At 36.4% G+C, this 16,096-nt stretch carries 13 protein-coding genes; 6 read left to right on the plus strand and 7 right to left on the minus strand.

Going from position 1 to position 16,096, the window contains the following annotated elements; all coding sequences use genetic code 11:
* Window positions 1-197 precede the first annotated feature (197 nt).
* From queC to F6K40_RS20110, 3 genes are all read left to right on the plus strand, one after another.
* On the plus strand, window positions 198-890 hold the full coding sequence (gene queC / locus F6K40_RS20100) for a 7-cyano-7-deazaguanine synthase QueC (protein ID WP_293138882.1): 693 nt from the start codon (window positions 198-200) through the stop codon (window positions 888-890).
* Between the two features lie 575 nt (window positions 891-1,465).
* Window positions 1,466-1,591, plus strand: coding sequence for a hypothetical protein (locus F6K40_RS20105; protein ID WP_293138883.1), 126 nt, complete (start codon window positions 1,466-1,468; stop codon window positions 1,589-1,591).
* Window positions 1,592-1,649: 58 nt separating this feature from the next.
* On the plus strand, window positions 1,650-2,291 hold the full coding sequence (locus F6K40_RS20110; RefSeq protein ID WP_293138884.1) for a Uma2 family endonuclease: 642 nt from the start codon (window positions 1,650-1,652) through the stop codon (window positions 2,289-2,291).
* 116 nt (window positions 2,292-2,407) lie between these two features.
* Here the strand turns inward: F6K40_RS20110 and F6K40_RS20115 are convergent, their stop codons facing one another.
* The 4 genes from F6K40_RS20115 to F6K40_RS20130 all read right to left on the minus strand — a co-directional run bounded on the left by F6K40_RS20115 (window position 2,408) and on the right by F6K40_RS20130 (window position 8,084).
* Window positions 2,408-4,033, minus strand: a complete 1,626-nt coding sequence (locus F6K40_RS20115) for a GUN4 domain-containing protein (protein WP_293138885.1) — start codon at window positions 4,031-4,033, stop codon at window positions 2,408-2,410.
* 3 nt (window positions 4,034-4,036) lie between these two features.
* On the minus strand, window positions 4,037-4,393 hold the full coding sequence (locus F6K40_RS20120; protein ID WP_293138886.1) for a Pepco domain-containing protein: 357 nt from the start codon (window positions 4,391-4,393) through the stop codon (window positions 4,037-4,039).
* A 367-nt stretch (window positions 4,394-4,760) separates the two neighbouring features.
* Window positions 4,761-6,752: a M23 family metallopeptidase gene (locus F6K40_RS20125; protein WP_293138887.1), complete on the minus strand. Its 1,992-nt coding sequence runs from the start codon at window positions 6,750-6,752 to the stop codon at window positions 4,761-4,763.
* Window positions 6,753-7,235: 483 nt separating this feature from the next.
* On the minus strand, window positions 7,236-8,084 hold the full coding sequence (locus tag F6K40_RS20130) for a biotin--[acetyl-CoA-carboxylase] ligase (RefSeq protein ID WP_293138888.1): 849 nt from the start codon (window positions 8,082-8,084) through the stop codon (window positions 7,236-7,238).
* A gap of 1,424 nt (window positions 8,085-9,508) precedes the next feature.
* On the opposite strand from F6K40_RS20130, the gene F6K40_RS20135 reads away from it, so the two are divergent.
* A complete protein-coding gene (locus tag F6K40_RS20135; RefSeq protein ID WP_293138889.1) occupies window positions 9,509-9,667 on the plus strand; it encodes a hypothetical protein in 159 nt (52 codons plus the stop codon).
* Between the two features lie 19 nt (window positions 9,668-9,686).
* On the opposite strand, the gene F6K40_RS20140 is transcribed toward F6K40_RS20135, so the two are convergent.
* Window positions 9,687-9,845 carry a hypothetical protein gene (locus F6K40_RS20140; protein WP_293138890.1) on the minus strand — a complete coding sequence of 53 codons (159 nt, stop codon included), beginning with the start codon at window positions 9,843-9,845 and terminating at the stop codon, window positions 9,687-9,689.
* A gap of 568 nt (window positions 9,846-10,413) precedes the next feature.
* On the opposite strand from F6K40_RS20140, the gene pgeF reads away from it, so the two are divergent.
* A complete protein-coding gene (pgeF, locus tag F6K40_RS20145) occupies window positions 10,414-11,253 on the plus strand; it encodes a peptidoglycan editing factor PgeF (protein ID WP_293138891.1) in 840 nt (279 codons plus the stop codon).
* A gap of 163 nt (window positions 11,254-11,416) precedes the next feature.
* On the opposite strand, the gene F6K40_RS20150 is transcribed toward pgeF, so the two are convergent.
* Window positions 11,417-11,656 carry a hypothetical protein gene (locus F6K40_RS20150; protein ID WP_293138892.1) on the minus strand — a complete coding sequence of 80 codons (240 nt, stop codon included), beginning with the start codon at window positions 11,654-11,656 and terminating at the stop codon, window positions 11,417-11,419.
* Window positions 11,657-12,082: 426 nt separating this feature from the next.
* On the opposite strand from F6K40_RS20150, the gene F6K40_RS20155 reads away from it, so the two are divergent.
* Entirely contained in the window at window positions 12,083-12,682 is a 600-nt protein-coding gene (locus F6K40_RS20155; protein WP_293138893.1) for a CPP1-like family protein, read from the plus strand.
* A 787-nt stretch (window positions 12,683-13,469) separates the two neighbouring features.
* Here the strand turns inward: F6K40_RS20155 and F6K40_RS20160 are convergent.
* Window positions 13,470-15,125, minus strand: a complete 1,656-nt coding sequence (locus F6K40_RS20160) for an ABC transporter substrate-binding protein (RefSeq protein ID WP_293138894.1) — start codon at window positions 15,123-15,125, stop codon at window positions 13,470-13,472.
* Window positions 15,126-16,096 lie beyond the last annotated feature (971 nt).

The raw sequence follows: 16,096 nt of genomic DNA on the forward strand, positions 1-16,096 counted from the left end.
AAGGAGTAAGGAGTAAGGAGTAAGGAGTAATATCAAATCCAGTTGAATACAAGAGTGTATTGTTGGGGGAGATGGTCCGATTGTCCGATTTAATAATGAACATATACTATATAACCGGATTCTATATCAGGTAGGGTCTTTGTAAGATTGGCGACCTACAGGAGTCAGAAGTCAGGAGATGTTTAATATAGAAAAAAATGAAAGCAGTTATTTTATTATCAGGAGGATTAGATTCCTCAACGGTTTTGTATCAAGCGAAGGCAGATGGTTGTGAATGTTATGCTATTTCTTTTGACTATCAACAACGCCACCGTCGAGAGTTAGAGTCAGCTAAGAAAATTGCTGAGAGTGTGGGTGTCATAGAACATCATGTTGTGAGTTTTGATTTGAGATTATGGGGAGGTTCCGCATTAACTGATAATCAAATTGATTTGCCTAGCGATCGCTCTCCTGAAGAAATGTCACAAAATATTCCGATTACTTATGTTCCAGCGCGGAATACTATTTTTCTAAGTTTTGCTCTTGCTTATGCTGAGGTTGTGAATGCGAGTCGGGTTTATATTGGGGTGAATGCTTTAGACTATTCTGGTTATCCAGACTGTCGCCCTGATTATATTCAAGCAATGCAAGAGGTGTTTCGACTAGGAACTAAACAGGGGAGAGAAGGAGAAGCGATCGCTATTGTTGCGCCACTTATTGAGATGAAGAAAACTGAGATTATTCAATTGGGGAATAGTTTAGGGGTGCCTTGGGAAAAAACTTGGTCTTGTTATGCGGGTGGGGAAAAACCTTGTGGTGTATGTGATTCTTGTCGGTTGCGGTTGACTGCTTTTGAGGAGTTGGGGTTAGTAGATCCGGTGATGATAATGGATAATGGCTTTGTTGTATGAAAACTTATGGATTCTGCACAAGATCCAAGCATATGTACTTCGTACTTCTACAACTATTGTCCAATAAATAAATCAATTATCTTCGGTATTAAAAAAAAGGCTGAAACTTATACCTGTAAAGGCTTTGAGCCATTTAACTATTGGCCAATAAATGAAGAAAGCATCAATCTTTAATATAAAAAGGCTGAAACCTATGCCTGTAAAGGCTTTGAGCCATTTAACTATTGGCCAATAATACCAATAATAAATGAAGAAAGCATCAATAATCTGAAAGAAGGTGATATAGCTGCCACTAGGTTCACCTTTCAAACCGAAAAGCGGAACGGATGTTCTATGGCTACTTTCATGTAAAAAGCCATAGATAATTGATAATTAGGTTCAGTAGGGTGCGTTAATGAAATGTAACGCACCGCCTCTGCCAAATATTTCGGTGCGTTACGCTTTGCTAACACACCCTACTGGATCTATTCTCAAAATGTAAACTATTAGAGGTTTTTATGAATTTAAAATTAGTTGAATCCCTAGCAGAAATTATTAACAACTTAACCCCAGAATAAAAACAGGTTTTGAGGACAATGATTAATTTAATTAAAGATAATAACCAACCTGAAAATCTGTCTTGGTATGAATTTCTTGAAAATACTTATGGCAGTATTCAAGATGAAACTTTTGTCCGACATTCTCAAGGTAATTTTGATTAGAGAAAATAATTTGATTTTAGTAATTTATAACTTATAAAAACTGCCTTCTTAAATAACTATGACTCAAACTTTATTAAAACCAGAAAATTCAACCCTATTAATGGGAATTAGATGGGAAACTTATCAAGCATTATTGTTAGATTTAGCAGAAAATCCTAGTAAAAAATTGACCTACGATCGAGGTTTATTAGAAATTATGACTCCCTTGCCAGAACATGAGATTAATAAAGGTTTTTTAGGACGACTGGTACAAACAACTACAGAAGTATTAGGATTAGAAATATCAAGTCTTGGTTCGACAACATTAAGTCGAAAAGATTTGCAAAAAGGAGTTGAACCAGATGAATGTTATTACATTACTAATGAGGAATTAGTACGAGGTAAAATTAAGTTTGATTTTAATAACGATCCGCCTCCAGATTTAGCAATTGAGATTGATATTACCAGTAGTTCTTTAGACCGTTTAACAATTTATGCTGCTTTAGGTATCCGAGAAATATGGAGATTTGATGTGGAAAAGTTGTTTATTTATTGTTTGGAAGATGGAGGTTATCAGGAGCAAGAAAAGTCAAATGTTTTGCCAATTTTATCCAAGTCAGTTATTTTAAATTTTCTCACTAGGCGAGGAGAAAAAGGTGAGAATGCTTTACTCCGTGAGTTTCGTCAATGGTTAGAGAATCAGAATATTATTGAGGAATAGAACATAGGTAAAGTTCTCTGATAATTAATAACTGAAACAGGGTATCAAAATCCTGAAATCAACAAAATTCGTAAAATTAAGTTCCTAAAACTTTTTTCTGTTGACGGCTGAAACGCTTATATGTTACAGTCTACAAGTTTCTGCGAGACAGAAGACACCCGCCTACCAGGACCTTGTAAGAAGAAGTCCCGATGCGGGAAGTGCCCCTCCACATGGGATGATGTGTCCTTCTCCCAAGTTAGCTCATCTCGCTTTATCAATTCGTCATCCCCCTGCATCCATCCTACTTGATTTCCAAAATTTTTCCATACCCGCCAATCATACTCTTTTGTTCCACCCAAACTATGGTAAATTTTCTTCTGCACAGAAAAGCCAAATTTACCATCACTATATTTTACCCAAAGTCGGTCAATTGTGCGGAGGTCTGTACAAGGAAAGTTTTCTATATCTTCTCTGTCTAGCGATCCTTCCTTTTCTCGATCCGCAACTTTCAACATACAACGAGCAGTTTCCATATCTGCCTCGTTCCACTTCTTTTGTTTTAGTAGGTTTTCTAGAGTAGAACACTTTGAGTTGATATTTGATGTTGGTGGTGTTTCTGATGTTGATGTTGGATCTGGTATTAACAGATTAGATATGTAAGGTACTCCTATAAAAAGACCTATTACTGATACTCCTACTCCTACTCCAATAATTCCTTTTAAAACATACCTGTTTAGCTTGAAAGTATTAGGAGTAAATTTATTTTCTTCTATTACCTTTACCTTTGTAGCAGGTGATTTGTCGCCTTGATCATTGGATGACTTATTATCACCTGATTTTGAATTACTTAATCTGCCAATTGCCTCAATAGCTTCCATATCTGAACCTGAAGCAGCTATATTAACTCTAATCCATAATTGTCTAGCTAGTTCAAAATTTTTCTCTACCTCAGTTCGATAAGCATCATTTTTTAGTGTAGAAATATCAGTCAAATTTGCCTGATTTTCCAACAATATTAAATGATATTTAGTAGCAGGTTCAACAATAGCATAAGGAGTTTGTCGAGACTTTCCAAACTGATGATTAATACCAGGAACTTGATGACGTAAACGATTATATAATCTTTCAACAGTGGCACAATTACCTTCACCTTTAATTCTTAAAGATTCTAGTAAAGCATAAGTAAAAGAACCCTGTTGTATCTTTTTATCCTCAATTTCATAAGACTTTTCATTAGGACTACAAGAAAAAAATGTAATTACTCCTTTCTGCTTTTCTTTTCCTATACCCAAACCTTTTGAGTTTTCCTCACTGCGACAAGCATCCAAAAATAAAATTACGTTATCTGCTCCACATCGCCTTAATCTTTCTGTCACAAAATAAAGGGAAATAGCAGTATCTTCTACTCCATCTGGATGAGGGTCAGCATCAGCAGGCATTAAATAATCTCGGTCTTTAAAACGCATTCCATGACCGCTATAAAAGAACCAAAAATTATCGCCTGCTGATAAAAATTTCTTATTAAATCTTTCTCGTAAAAATCTTTTAAGAGTGCCATAGGTAGGTTGAGAATTAAAAGGTTTACCTGCATCATTAATTTGAGGAGAATTATCCGTAAATAAATAAACATTCTCTTTTTCAAAACCTGCCTCATTGAGAAAATAATCCCGCATTAATTCAGCATCTCTCTGAGCATATCGAAGATTTGGCATATTATCGTAATTATTAATCCCAACACAAATAGCCCAATTTATTGCCATATTTTAAGACTCCTTGCGTACTAATTTTAATTTAATTGCACCCTTACTTCCAGCTTTTCCACCAATGCCAAGTAGATTAATTTGACCTTCACCATTAATTTCAACTGATAATTCAATTTCTTTTAACTTAACATTAGAAGTTTCTTGTTCTGTCTGGTCAAATACATCTTCAATAACTTTGAGAAACTCAGACATTTCTCGTTTCAAATCTTCAGCTTTAACCTGAAATCTTTTTCTACTTGATTCAGTAGATTCTTCTGGCCAATCATCATAACTAGATCCAGTATCTACTGACCCTTTTCCTCCAGCAGTTTCTGAAGCAGTTTCATCGGCAATAATCCAAATTTTCTTGTCTTCCATAAGAATAATTAAGTCTGATATTTAAAGTTTTGGTTATTTTTTAGCGGTTGTCCAGAGATAATCTTTATATTTTAACTTATTTGATTTTTAGATAAACTCTGGAGAGCGATCGCTCTATTTAGTAATGTAGGTTGGGTTGAGTAACCGAAACTCAACATATATCGGTTTTTGTTGGGTTGCGCTGACGCTTAACCCAACCTACAAAAGCTGTTCTAAATCAGGAATAGTAATGTAGGTTGGGTTGAGGAACGAAACCCAACACTATCGTTAGTTTGTCAACAATATCTTGGTTTGTTGGGTTGTGCTGGTGCTTAACCCAACCTACAAAAGCTAGGATTTTTATCAATTTTTCCCAATTCAACTAACTTTATTCCACCACTTTTTTCTCCTCTTCATTCAAACTAATTTTGACATCCTCATCAGATTTTTCGGAAGCTTTTGTCAATTCAAAAATTGGCGGTTCTAAATCAGGAATAGGTACTTCAAACCCTGGTGGTAAAGGTGGCAGTTGTGGCAAACCAGAATCTAATTCTTTAGTCTGCTTCAACAATTCATTAATAGTAACTTCAGGTACAGGCGGTATTTCCGTCACTTTCAATGCTGTCATCAAATTCGCTAAGGCAAATTCAATATGACTATCTGGATTTTTTGCTACCCACCCATCTTTTGTTAACTGTCGCATTTCAAAATGTAAGTGGGGACCTGTAGACATTCCCGTATTACCAACTCGTCCAATAACTTCTCCCTGTTGTACAAACTCACCTGGTTTCACAAAAATTTCTGATAAATGACCATAGAGAGTTTCCAATGATTTTCTCTGGTGATCTAGTATAACTGTTACACCATAACCACCTAACCAGTCAGCGATCGCTACTTGACCTGCATAAGTTGCAACTACTGGTGTTCCGGTTGGTGCGCCTAAGTCTGTTCCCGTGTGGAATTTTTTATAACCTAATATTGGATGTTCTCTCCAACCAAATAATGAAGTTATCGGTGCTGGAATAGATAGAGGAAATATCAACCGGGTGTTACCATTTCCGGGTACTGCGGGAGGTCGCATGGTGCGTTTGTAATAAGCTAAACCTGACTGCGACATCGGGTTATGAAATAATCCCTGCACTTGAGCGGGTAATACTGCTGCGACTTCTACTCCCTGAGAAGAGTCTGAGTAGTGGGGAGCATAAGAGGTGCTGGAGTAATAACCACTTTGACTCGAAGATGAACTTGCGTAGTAACTTGTTTGACTATAACCAGAAGAACCTGAATAATAACTATCGTTGGAGGAGTAATAGCTATTATCGTAGGAGGAATTTTGAGAATAGTTATTTTGAGAATAATAATTTTGCTGAGTTCCACCATACCCTGAATTATAAGATGAACTTTGAGCAGGAGCACTCCAATTATTTGTTGCGGTAGTCGCACTCCAGTTATTAGTCTGAGTAGGAGCGCTCCAATTATTATTATTTTCGGCGACAGCACTCCAATTATTATTATTTGTTGGATATTGAGCAACTTGACCTGTGGAACGTTCTGAGAAAACTACCGTACTTGGTGCTTCATAATTATCAGTTGCACCGACATTGTAATTTGTGTCATCTATATAAGTGTTAGTCGAACCATCATAATAAAGTTTCTCAGGTATTGGTAATGTTAGGGGTGGTAAATCATTTTTGGGTTGCTTTGAGAGGTTGAGGTTAGTATTAGTCGGAGGAGCTACATACAGACTTTTGGGTAAATAGATAGTATTGTCAGGTTCTGGTTCCGGTTCATAAGTTGGCGCTGGTTGGGAGTAATATGGTTCCGGTTCGTAATAACTTGGTGCTGGTTGAGAATAGTAAGATGGTTCAGGTTCGTAATAACTTGGCGCTGGTTGAGAATAATAAGGTTCCGGTTCCGGTTCGTAATAATACGGTTCAGAATAACTAGGTGAAGCAGAGTAATATGGTTCAGGTTCGTAGTAGGGTTCTGGTGAATAATATGGCTCTGGTTCGTAGTAGGGTTGAGAATAATATGGTTCGGGTTCGTAATATGGCGCGGGTGAATAGGATGGTGTTGGAGCGTAGTAGGGTTCTGGTGAATAAGATGGTGCTGAATAAGATGTTGGGGGAGAATAATTATCTACTGGAGCGGGTTGATATGATGGTTCATAGTCATAGACTTCTATTTCCAAAACCATCTCTGCTAAAACCATACCTCTACCTAACATTCCTAAACTAGCTAGACAACAACCTAGCTGCATGAGGGACTTGTGAGTTAAAAGTTTGGTCTGAATTAAATTTTGCTTTTGATTTTGCTCTGGAGTTGTTTCCTGTAATTTGGTATTAGACTCAATTAATTGGTTTTGGTTTTCTAGCGACATTATTTATCTCCTCATATTATTTAGGTTCTTTGTTATGAACAATTTAACAGTTTATATCGGTTTTCATTTTGGTAGAACAGAGTAGGGACGTTCCATGGAACGTCCCTACTGGTTTTGGAAAGCAAGTAATATCATGTCCGGTAGCATCGGTCTTGTATAGGGAAAATATAGGAAGAAGTAGGGGCGATTCGGGAATCGCCCCTACAAGAAAAGGAAATCTTACATAAGGTAGATATTTTCACGGCATAAAGACAAAATATACCAACGGACATGATATAATGCCAAGCTTGGAGAATTGCTGAACAATAAAATATCCAGTCTTTCTCGCGAAGGAGAAATAAACCGGATATATTTTAATTTCTACCTAACTCCTCCAACTCCCCTACTCCCTGACTATAAGTCACTAAGGCGCTTAGGACATTTTCGCACCTCTCAAATTTAGTCACAGCAAGAGTTGAATTTCCAACTTCTGACTTCTGACTTCTAACTTCTGACTTCAGCGCCATAACCCAGACTGATTGTACCTGGTTTTAGGTATATTTCTGAGGGCAATATTTGAGAGTCAGTATTTGAGGTGGCTGAGTCTGGGTTAATTTTTACTTTTAATTCCCCACTATTTGTTACTCCTACAATTTTGCCAAGACGATTTTCTACTAATACTTCCTGTCCCATATTTATCAGTAGTTGAGTATAGCCTGGTAATATACTTTCTATTCCAGATTCTAAAAGTTGTTGAATGGCAGAGTCTACTCCATGAAAGACTATTGCAGCTAACTTTTCTAGAGAGGATATTTTTGGTTGAGACTGATTTCTATAATAGCTTTGCAGATTAATTCCTGTTTCTGGCACTAAATTAGCCCAGTTAATTCCAATACCAATTACTGCTTGAGAAATTTTTTTCTTCTTTATCTTGGTTTCTGTGAGGATGCCACCTAGTTTTCGATTTTCTAAGATTAAGTCGTTAGGCCATTTAATTTTTACTGGCACACCATAATCTTGCAAACTTGAGGCTATACCCCAAGCTGTGGATATGGTTAGTTGTGGGGTTTGGGATATTGATATGTTGGGGGCGACTGACATATATAGTCCGCCGATGCTTGATATCCAGTTTCGTCCCCATTGTCCGCGCCCTGCTGTTTGTTGGGTGGCTATGACTATGGTTCCTGGTGATGCTCCTGAGTCAATTAGTTGCCAGAGAGTTTGGTTTGTTGAGGGGAGGCTGGAAAAAATGTGCAGATGATTGGGGGTTGAAGGGTTGGATATGTGGGATATTCTGGCTCCCTGAATTTTTGATAGGGAGTTGATGAATTTTTGTTGATTAAATTCTGACAATTTTTTTCCTAGATATTTATTTTATTGGTTGAATAAAAAATCATGTATATAGGCGAACGACCCCTTATAGTTTTTATGATATCAGAATTTTTCTCCAGATGCAACCAAAAATCCTTTGACGCGCGGATTTTTTTTAGGAGCTTCAGAGAATGAAAATCTTGGTGCTTTTCTACTGAGGAGGGATAAATAGAAAGATTTGATCGGTGGAAAACAAGCATTATATTGATATATTGATTTTTCTGGGTGCTGCACAGGATGAAAATTTTCTGTATTGCTTGTAAGGAAAATTCCTCAATATTTCGATTACTTCTAATTGAGGAAATTTAGTTGAATAAAAAGTCATGTATAAGGGGGAACGACTCCCTACAATTTTTATGATATCAAAATTTTTGTGCAGATTCAACCGAAAATTCTTTGACGCGCGGATTTTTTTTTCGGGAGCTTCAGAGAATGAAAATCTTGGTGCTTTTCTACTGAGGAGGGATAAATAGAAAGATTTGATCGGGGGAAAACAAGCATTAATTGATTTTTCTGGGAGCTTCACAGGATGAAAACTTTCTGTATTGCTTGTAAGGAAAATTCCTCAATATTTCGATTACTTCTAATTGAGGAAATTTAGTTGAATAAAAAATCATGCATATAGGCGAACGACTCCCTAGGATTTTTATGATATCAAAATTTTTGTGCAGATGCAACCGAAAATTCTTTGACGCGCGGATTTTTTTAGGAGCTTCAGAGAATGAAAATGTTGATGCTTTTCTACTGAGGAGGGATAGATCGAAAGATTTGATGAGGGAAATGCAAGCATTATATTGATTTTTCTGGGAGCTTAACAGGATGAAAACTTTCTGTATTGCTTGTAAGGAAAATTCCTCAATATTTCGATTACTTCTAATCCAGGAAATTTAGTTGAATAAAAAGTCATGCATAAGGGCGAACGACTCCCTACGATTTTTATGATATCAAAATTTTTGTGCAGATGCAACCGAAAATTCTTTGACGCGCGGATTTTTTTTCGGGAGCTTCAGAGAATGAAAATGTTGGTGGTTTTCTACTGAGGAGGAGTAGAGCGAAAGATTTGATCGGGGAAAAACAAGCATTAATTTATTTTTCTGGGAGCTTCACAGAATGAAAACTTTCTGTATTGCTTGTGAGGAAAATTTCTAAATATTCAATTAGAGCAATAGTCGCTTCATTTCTCGAAGCACTCCAAGATGGATGGTGAAATTTTCCTTTTATTGCGGATCGAGCAAGAGTCGTTTCATTTACTGAAGCACTCGGAGAGGATGGTGGAATTTTCCTTTTATTGCGTATGGAGCAAGAGTCGTTTCATTTCTTGAAGCACTCCGAGATGGATGATGGAATTTTGCTTTTATTGCGGATGGAGCAATAGTCGTTTTATTTGCTGAAGCACTCGGAGGTGGATGGAGCAAGAGCCGTTTTATTTGCTGAAGCACTCCGAGATGGATGATGGAATTTTCCTTTTATTGCGTATGGAGCAAGAGTCGTTTTATTTGCTGAAGCACTCCGAGGTGGATGGAGCAAGAGTCGTTTCATTTCGTGCAGCACTCCGAGGTGGGTGATGGAATTTTACTTTTATTACTATTGAACAATAGTCTTTTCATTTCTCGAAGCACTCCGAGATAGATGATGGAATTTTCCTTTTATTGCGGATAGAGAAATAGTCTTTTCATTTGCTGAAGCACTCCGAGAGGATGGTGGAATTTTGCTTTTATTGCTATTGAACAATAGTCGTTTCATTTCCTCAAGCACTCCGAGGTGGATGATGGAATTTTTCTTTTATTACTATTGAACAATAGTCGTTTCATTTCCTCAAGCACTCGGAGATGGATGATGGAATTTTTCTTTTATTACTATTGAACAATAGTCGTTTCATTTGCTGAAACACTCCGAGGTGGGTGATGGAATTTTTCTTTTATTACTATTGAACAATAGTCGTTTCATTTGCTGAAACACTCCGAGGTGGATGGAGCAAGAGCCGTTTCATTTCGTGCAGCACTCCGAGGTGGGTGATGGAATTTTTCTTTTATTACTATTGAACAATAGTCGTTTCATTTGCTGAAACACTCCGAGATGGATGGTGAAATTTTACTTTTATTGCGTATGGAGCAATAGTCGTTTCATTTGCTGAAGCACTCCGAGGTGGGTGATGGAATTTTTTCTTTTATTACTATTGAACAATAGTCATTTCATTTCCTGAAGCACTCTAAATGAGAGACAGATGACTATGAAAAAAATTCCTAGTGCAGCATAGTCGGGGAGGATGTCAAAATAATAGTCAAAACTATAAACAATAATTTTGATTCTAATGACTATAGTCAGCTCTGATTCACAAAAATTCAACAAATACTATCAAGGTTTAAGTAAAGATGATGTAACTTGGCATTGGCAAGAATGGCAAGGACTCCCTTACCTAACCTGTAGCCTTTTACAAAACTGGCCTCATGGTTTTTTTACTCACCATTTTTTCCCTAACACACCAACAGAATTAATAGATATATTAAATCCCTCTGCTGAGGTATTTCGTGTCAAACAAGTACATGGCAATACCGTACTTACAGCAGGGAAATCTACTCTTGAAACTGAAGCAAATTATGCCGAAGCTGATGGTCTACTAACCGAAAAAGCCAAACAAGCAGTTTGGGTATGTACTGCTGACTGTGTTCCTGTTCTAATTGCTGACCAAAAAACCGGACAAGTTGCTGCCGTTCATGCTGGGTGGCGTGGTACTGCTGCTAAAATTGTTCCGGTGGCATTAGCAGGTTTTGAGGCCCACGGAAGTCAATTATCTGATTTGTTGGTTGTACTTGGTCCTGCTATTGCTGGAGAGGTTTATCAAGTCTCTGAAGAGGTGGCGGCTCAAGTAGGGGTGACTATTTTTCCAGAAACAGGGAAGGCAAGTATTGAAGAGATTTTGCATTTTCTGGAGCTTTTGCCAAATTCGCCAATTTTATCCGATCCTGAACCGGGAAAAGTTCGCTTGGATGTGCGTTTGGTTAATATCTTACAATTGGAAAAATTAGGTATTGGTAATCAACAGGTGGCGATCGCTCCTTATTGTACTTATCAACAACCGGACTATTTTTTCTCTTATCGGCGCGAAAAACAGAAAAAGGTGCAGTGGTCAGGAATAGTTAGTGTCTTTTGAAAATTCAAAATTCAAAATTCAAAATTCCCACAAGTCAATGATTGGTATTGGGAATTTCAAAATTCAAAATTCAAAATTCAAAATTCAGACAAGTCAATGATTGGTATTTGGAAAATGAGTGTGTACTTTTGAAACTACTTTTTTATCTATAGCGTTTCTCCGACTAATGAGGTACGCCTATTTTTATTCCTATTCTATTGCCTATTCCCTGTTCCCTCAAAATAATAGACATCCCCAATAATAAAAACAGGAAATAAATTCTTAAAGGTTTTAGCCATTTTAAGTCGTGAAAAAGTATCATTTTTTCGGTGAAAAGAGCTGGATCAAGTGAGGACTTTGGGGTAGCGCGAGGCAGAAAAATCAAGGAAAAATTATTTCTCCTACAATCCCAGTCTTCCCACACTTCTCACCCTTCCCACACCTCCCACCCTCCCCACACTTCCCACACTTCCCACCCTCCCCACACTTTGCTTTTTTCAGCAAGCCCTAACTAGGCATATTTCTGCAAAAGTGGATAAGATTGACATACTCCCGACGTTGCCCTTACAGGCCCCATAGGGATTCTTCAGCCGGGGAAACCCTGACTGCTGTTTTGACAGAGGTGATGTCCTCCCCCTGTGTTCGTTGAACTTAGGCTCAATCACAAGTACTGTAATAAAATACCTCCTATTTGTCAAGGGGAGCGGAACATTTTATTTATGGAGACGTCTGTGTCTAAACGTTAGCCCTGGCTTTCATCCCGATGCTCCCCTCCCCCCTTTCCAAGGGAAGTTAAAATACTATAGTTGAACATTGTGTCACAGTTTAAAAGATTATTAATAAATTCATAATGAGTAATCAAAGTCATTATCAACAACTTGGTCTCACGGAAGATGCTTCTTTTGAGGAAATTCAAGCAGCAAAGGAACGTTTGAAGCAACAGCACGGTGACGATCGGAAAGTTATGGAAAATGTTGAAGCTGCTTATGATGCTATTTTGATGGACCGTCTACGGTTGCGTCAGGAAGGCAAAATTAAAGTGCCTGAAGGTATTCGTTTTCCAGAGAAACAAACAAAAAAGGTTCCTGATACTTCGAGTTCAGGGAAAATTAATCAAGGGCCAATTTGGCTACAAAGGTTGATTGATACTCCTAGTCAAGCTGATATTTTATGGCCGACTGGTATATATGTGGTCTTAGGTGCAATTAGTATTGGTCAGCCTTCTAGCTTACAATTAACTTTGGCCTTAGGAGTTGGTGGTTGTCTTTATTTCCTTAACCGTAAGGAAAATAAGTTTGGCCGTGCTGTTTTGTTAACAGTTGGTGGTTTAATTTTTGGGTTAATTTTAGGGGCAATACTGAGTGCTTTGGCAACTGGTTTAACAACAGAAATATTTATTACTTTGGTGACTTTTTTGGTGTTATGGATGGTTAGTTGTTTTTTACGTTAGTCTTTGGAAGAAGTAAGAAGGAAAAAGGTAAAAGTAAGTTCTGCTGTTTTTCTCCTAAATTTTCTGATTTATTACTGAAAAATCATGGCTTTTAGGGTTGGGGAATTTTTGAGTAATTGATTTGAATCAGTAAGAAGGAAGGAGGCAAAAGGCAGAAGTAAGTTCTGCTGTTTTTCTCCTAAATTTTCTGATTTATTACTGAAAAATCATGGCTTTTAGGGTTGGGGAATTTTTGAGTAATTGATTTGAAGCAGTAAGAAGGAAGGAGGCAAAAGGCAAAAGTAAGTTCTGCTGTTTTTCTCCTAAATTTTCTGATTTATTACTGAAAAATCATGGCTTTTAGGGTTGGGGAATTTTTGAGTAATTGATTTGAAGTAAGTAAGAAGGGAGTCGGCAAAAGGCAAAAGTAAGTTCTGGTGTTTTTCTCCTAAATTTTCTGATTTATTACTGAAAAATCATGGCTTTTAGGGTTGGGGAATTTTTGAGTAATTGATTTTATCTAGGATGGGTAAATCTTGAATAATTGATACTTATCCTAGATACAGTAGGGTTGCTTACCCTACTTTGAATACCTCAAGAATAAGGAAAAATAGATTATTGTTTCTATCTTAGATTTTTGTGATTTTTGACTCAAAAATTAACAGGATAGATGCAAATCACTATTGCCTCTTTCTTTTGGCAGTAGCTAATAACTCAGTTCCTTTGCAAAATATTAGCTAATAACTAACGGTTGTTTTGCTGCGCGACATAAATGCGCAGCATTCCGCCATAAATGCTGAATTGATAGTTATGATTTGTTAATTGTCCAGAAGGGAAATTGTTGAGTAGGTTCTAAACTAACTCCGCTAATATTTTTCTGAGCAAATACATAATCTTTGTCTAACCATAATGGGATAAAAGGAACATCTTCTCCTAATATTTCTTGAATTTCTATGAAAATAGCTTGGCGTTTTTCTGGGTTTTGTTCTTGACGTTGTTGTTGGATTAATTGATTGATCTGATCGCTATAATAAAATGAACCTTGAAATTGACTAGCTCCTTGTTCACAACCTTTTTCTTTTGAACCTTTGGTACATTCTAAAAATGGTTGGATATAGTTATCTGCATCAACAAAGTCTCCATACCAATCTAGGATAAATGTTTGATAGACTCCTTTATCTAAATTTTTAAAGGCGGTAGCTGCTTCTACGCTATTCAATTCTAATTCCATTAAACCTTCTAATTTTTGCTCGACAGAAGCTTTTAATGTACTTGCTGTTAATTGTCTTTTGGTGGAATTTGCAGCATACCAAATTTCAATTTTTGCAGGGTTTTCTTGAGAATATCCTGCTGTTTTTAATAATTCCTTGGCTTTGTTAAAATTTCCATCTCCATAGTTTTCTTGAAACACTGGTTTATAGCCATTGAATTTTGTCGGAATTAGACTATAAACTGGTTCAGCTTTTCCTTGTAAAACTCTTTCATTTAGTAAATTTCTGTCAATAATAGATGCTAAAGCTTGTCTAACTGCTTTGTTATTTAATGGTTCTGAATTTAGATTTAAAACCATATAATTAACTGTCTTACCATCTGTAGAAATTACTTGCCATCCTTGACGACTAGCTTCTGCTTCTAAATTAGTAATTTGGTCTGTATCTAAAGAAGCATAAGCCACATCAATAGCTCCTGTTTTAAAGGCATTAAAGAGGTTAGCTGAACTAGAAAATATTTGAATGTCAATTCCTTGATTTTTAGCTTTTTCTCCCCAATAATTTTCAAATACATCTAATCGTAAAACGTCAGTACCATACTCAGCTAATTTATAGGGACCAGTACCAATAAATGTATCAGGTTTAAATTGACTTTCACCTATTGTATAAGCTTGTGGAGAAATAGCACATAGACCAGAAAATGCTAATAAAGGAGTGAAAGCTGCAAAAGGTTTTTTCAATTTCATTGTTAATTGATATTCTCCCGTAGCTTCTACTGACTCAACGGTATTAGTTAATAAAGAAGAAGGTGGACCACTATTTTCAATAAAACGTTTGAAAGAAAAGGCCATTGCTTCAGCGTTGAAGGGAGTACCGTCATGGAAAGTTACCCCTTGACGAATAGGAATAGTATAAGTTGTGCCATCTTCACTAATTTTTGGCATTTCTGTTGCTAGTTGGGGTAGAAGTTCCGTTGTCCCTAACTTGTAACCGTAGAGGCGATCGCCCAAGTTATAGAGTAAGTTACCAGATATTACTTCGTAGGCGTCTGCGGGGTCAATGGTGCGAGGTTTTAAAGTTGTGCCGATAGTAATGCGATTTGTAGTTGTTTCTGTGGTGGGGGTATTATCGGGATTATTCTGAGGTTGACTACAACTAATAACCAGGAAGCAGCAAAGACAAAACAAACCAACAAATTGAATAATTGAGTGCCAGGAATGGTTGATTAAATTAAATGATTTATGTTTGACCAATTTAACTATTTACCTCTTAGAAAAAATATACTCAAAACGAGTAGTTGTATCCATTTTATCTATAGACCTAGTATGATTTTATAGTATCACTGATTATTTTCAAAAAAGCAGGTGAATTCATTAATGGATAATGGATAATTACCTCTGGTTCAAACCGTGAGGGAATTGAATATTATGAATTTAGAATTGAGAATGTAGAATGTAGAATTAATTAATTTACTAATTCTGAATTCTACATTTTTTCAAGATAAATTTCTTGATTCTCAAGCAGTACAACAGACTCTCAGAACAGTGGCAGAATTTTTTCAATCCTACAAAGAGCTTTCTCACAAATATTTAGCACGAGAGTTGTTCAATAAACCTCAACTTCCGAAATCTCGAAAAAAGGGAGGATTTTGGTCTATATGAATTTTGAATTTTGAATTGAGAATGTAGAATTAATTAATTTACTAATACTAATTCTGAATTCTACATTTTTTCAAGATAAATTTCTTGATTTTCAAGCAGTAGAACAGACTCTCAGAACAGTGGCAGAATTTTTTCAATATTTTCAAGCAGTACAACAGACTCTCAGAAAAGTGGCAGAATCTTTTCAATCCTACAAATAACTTTTTCACAAATATTTAGCACGAGAGTTGTTCAATAAACCTCAACTTCCGAAATCTCGAAAAAAGGGAGGATTTTGGTCTATATGAATTTTGAATTTTGAATTGAGAATGTAGAATTAATTAATTTACTAATTCTGAATTATACATTTTTTCAAGATAAATTTCTTGATTTTCAAGCAGTACAAAAGACTCTCAGAACAGTGGCAGAATTTTTTCAATCCTACAAAGAGCTTTCTCACAAATATTTAGCACGAGAGTTGTTCAATAAACCTCAACTTCCGAAATCTCGAAAAAAGGGAGGATTTTGGTCTATATGAATTTTGAATTTTGAATTGAGAATGTAGAATTAATTAATTTACTAAT

This window comes from Okeania sp. SIO3I5 (genome assembly GCF_010672085.1).
Taxonomy (GTDB): Bacteria; Cyanobacteriota; Cyanobacteriia; order Cyanobacteriales; family Microcoleaceae; genus Trichodesmium.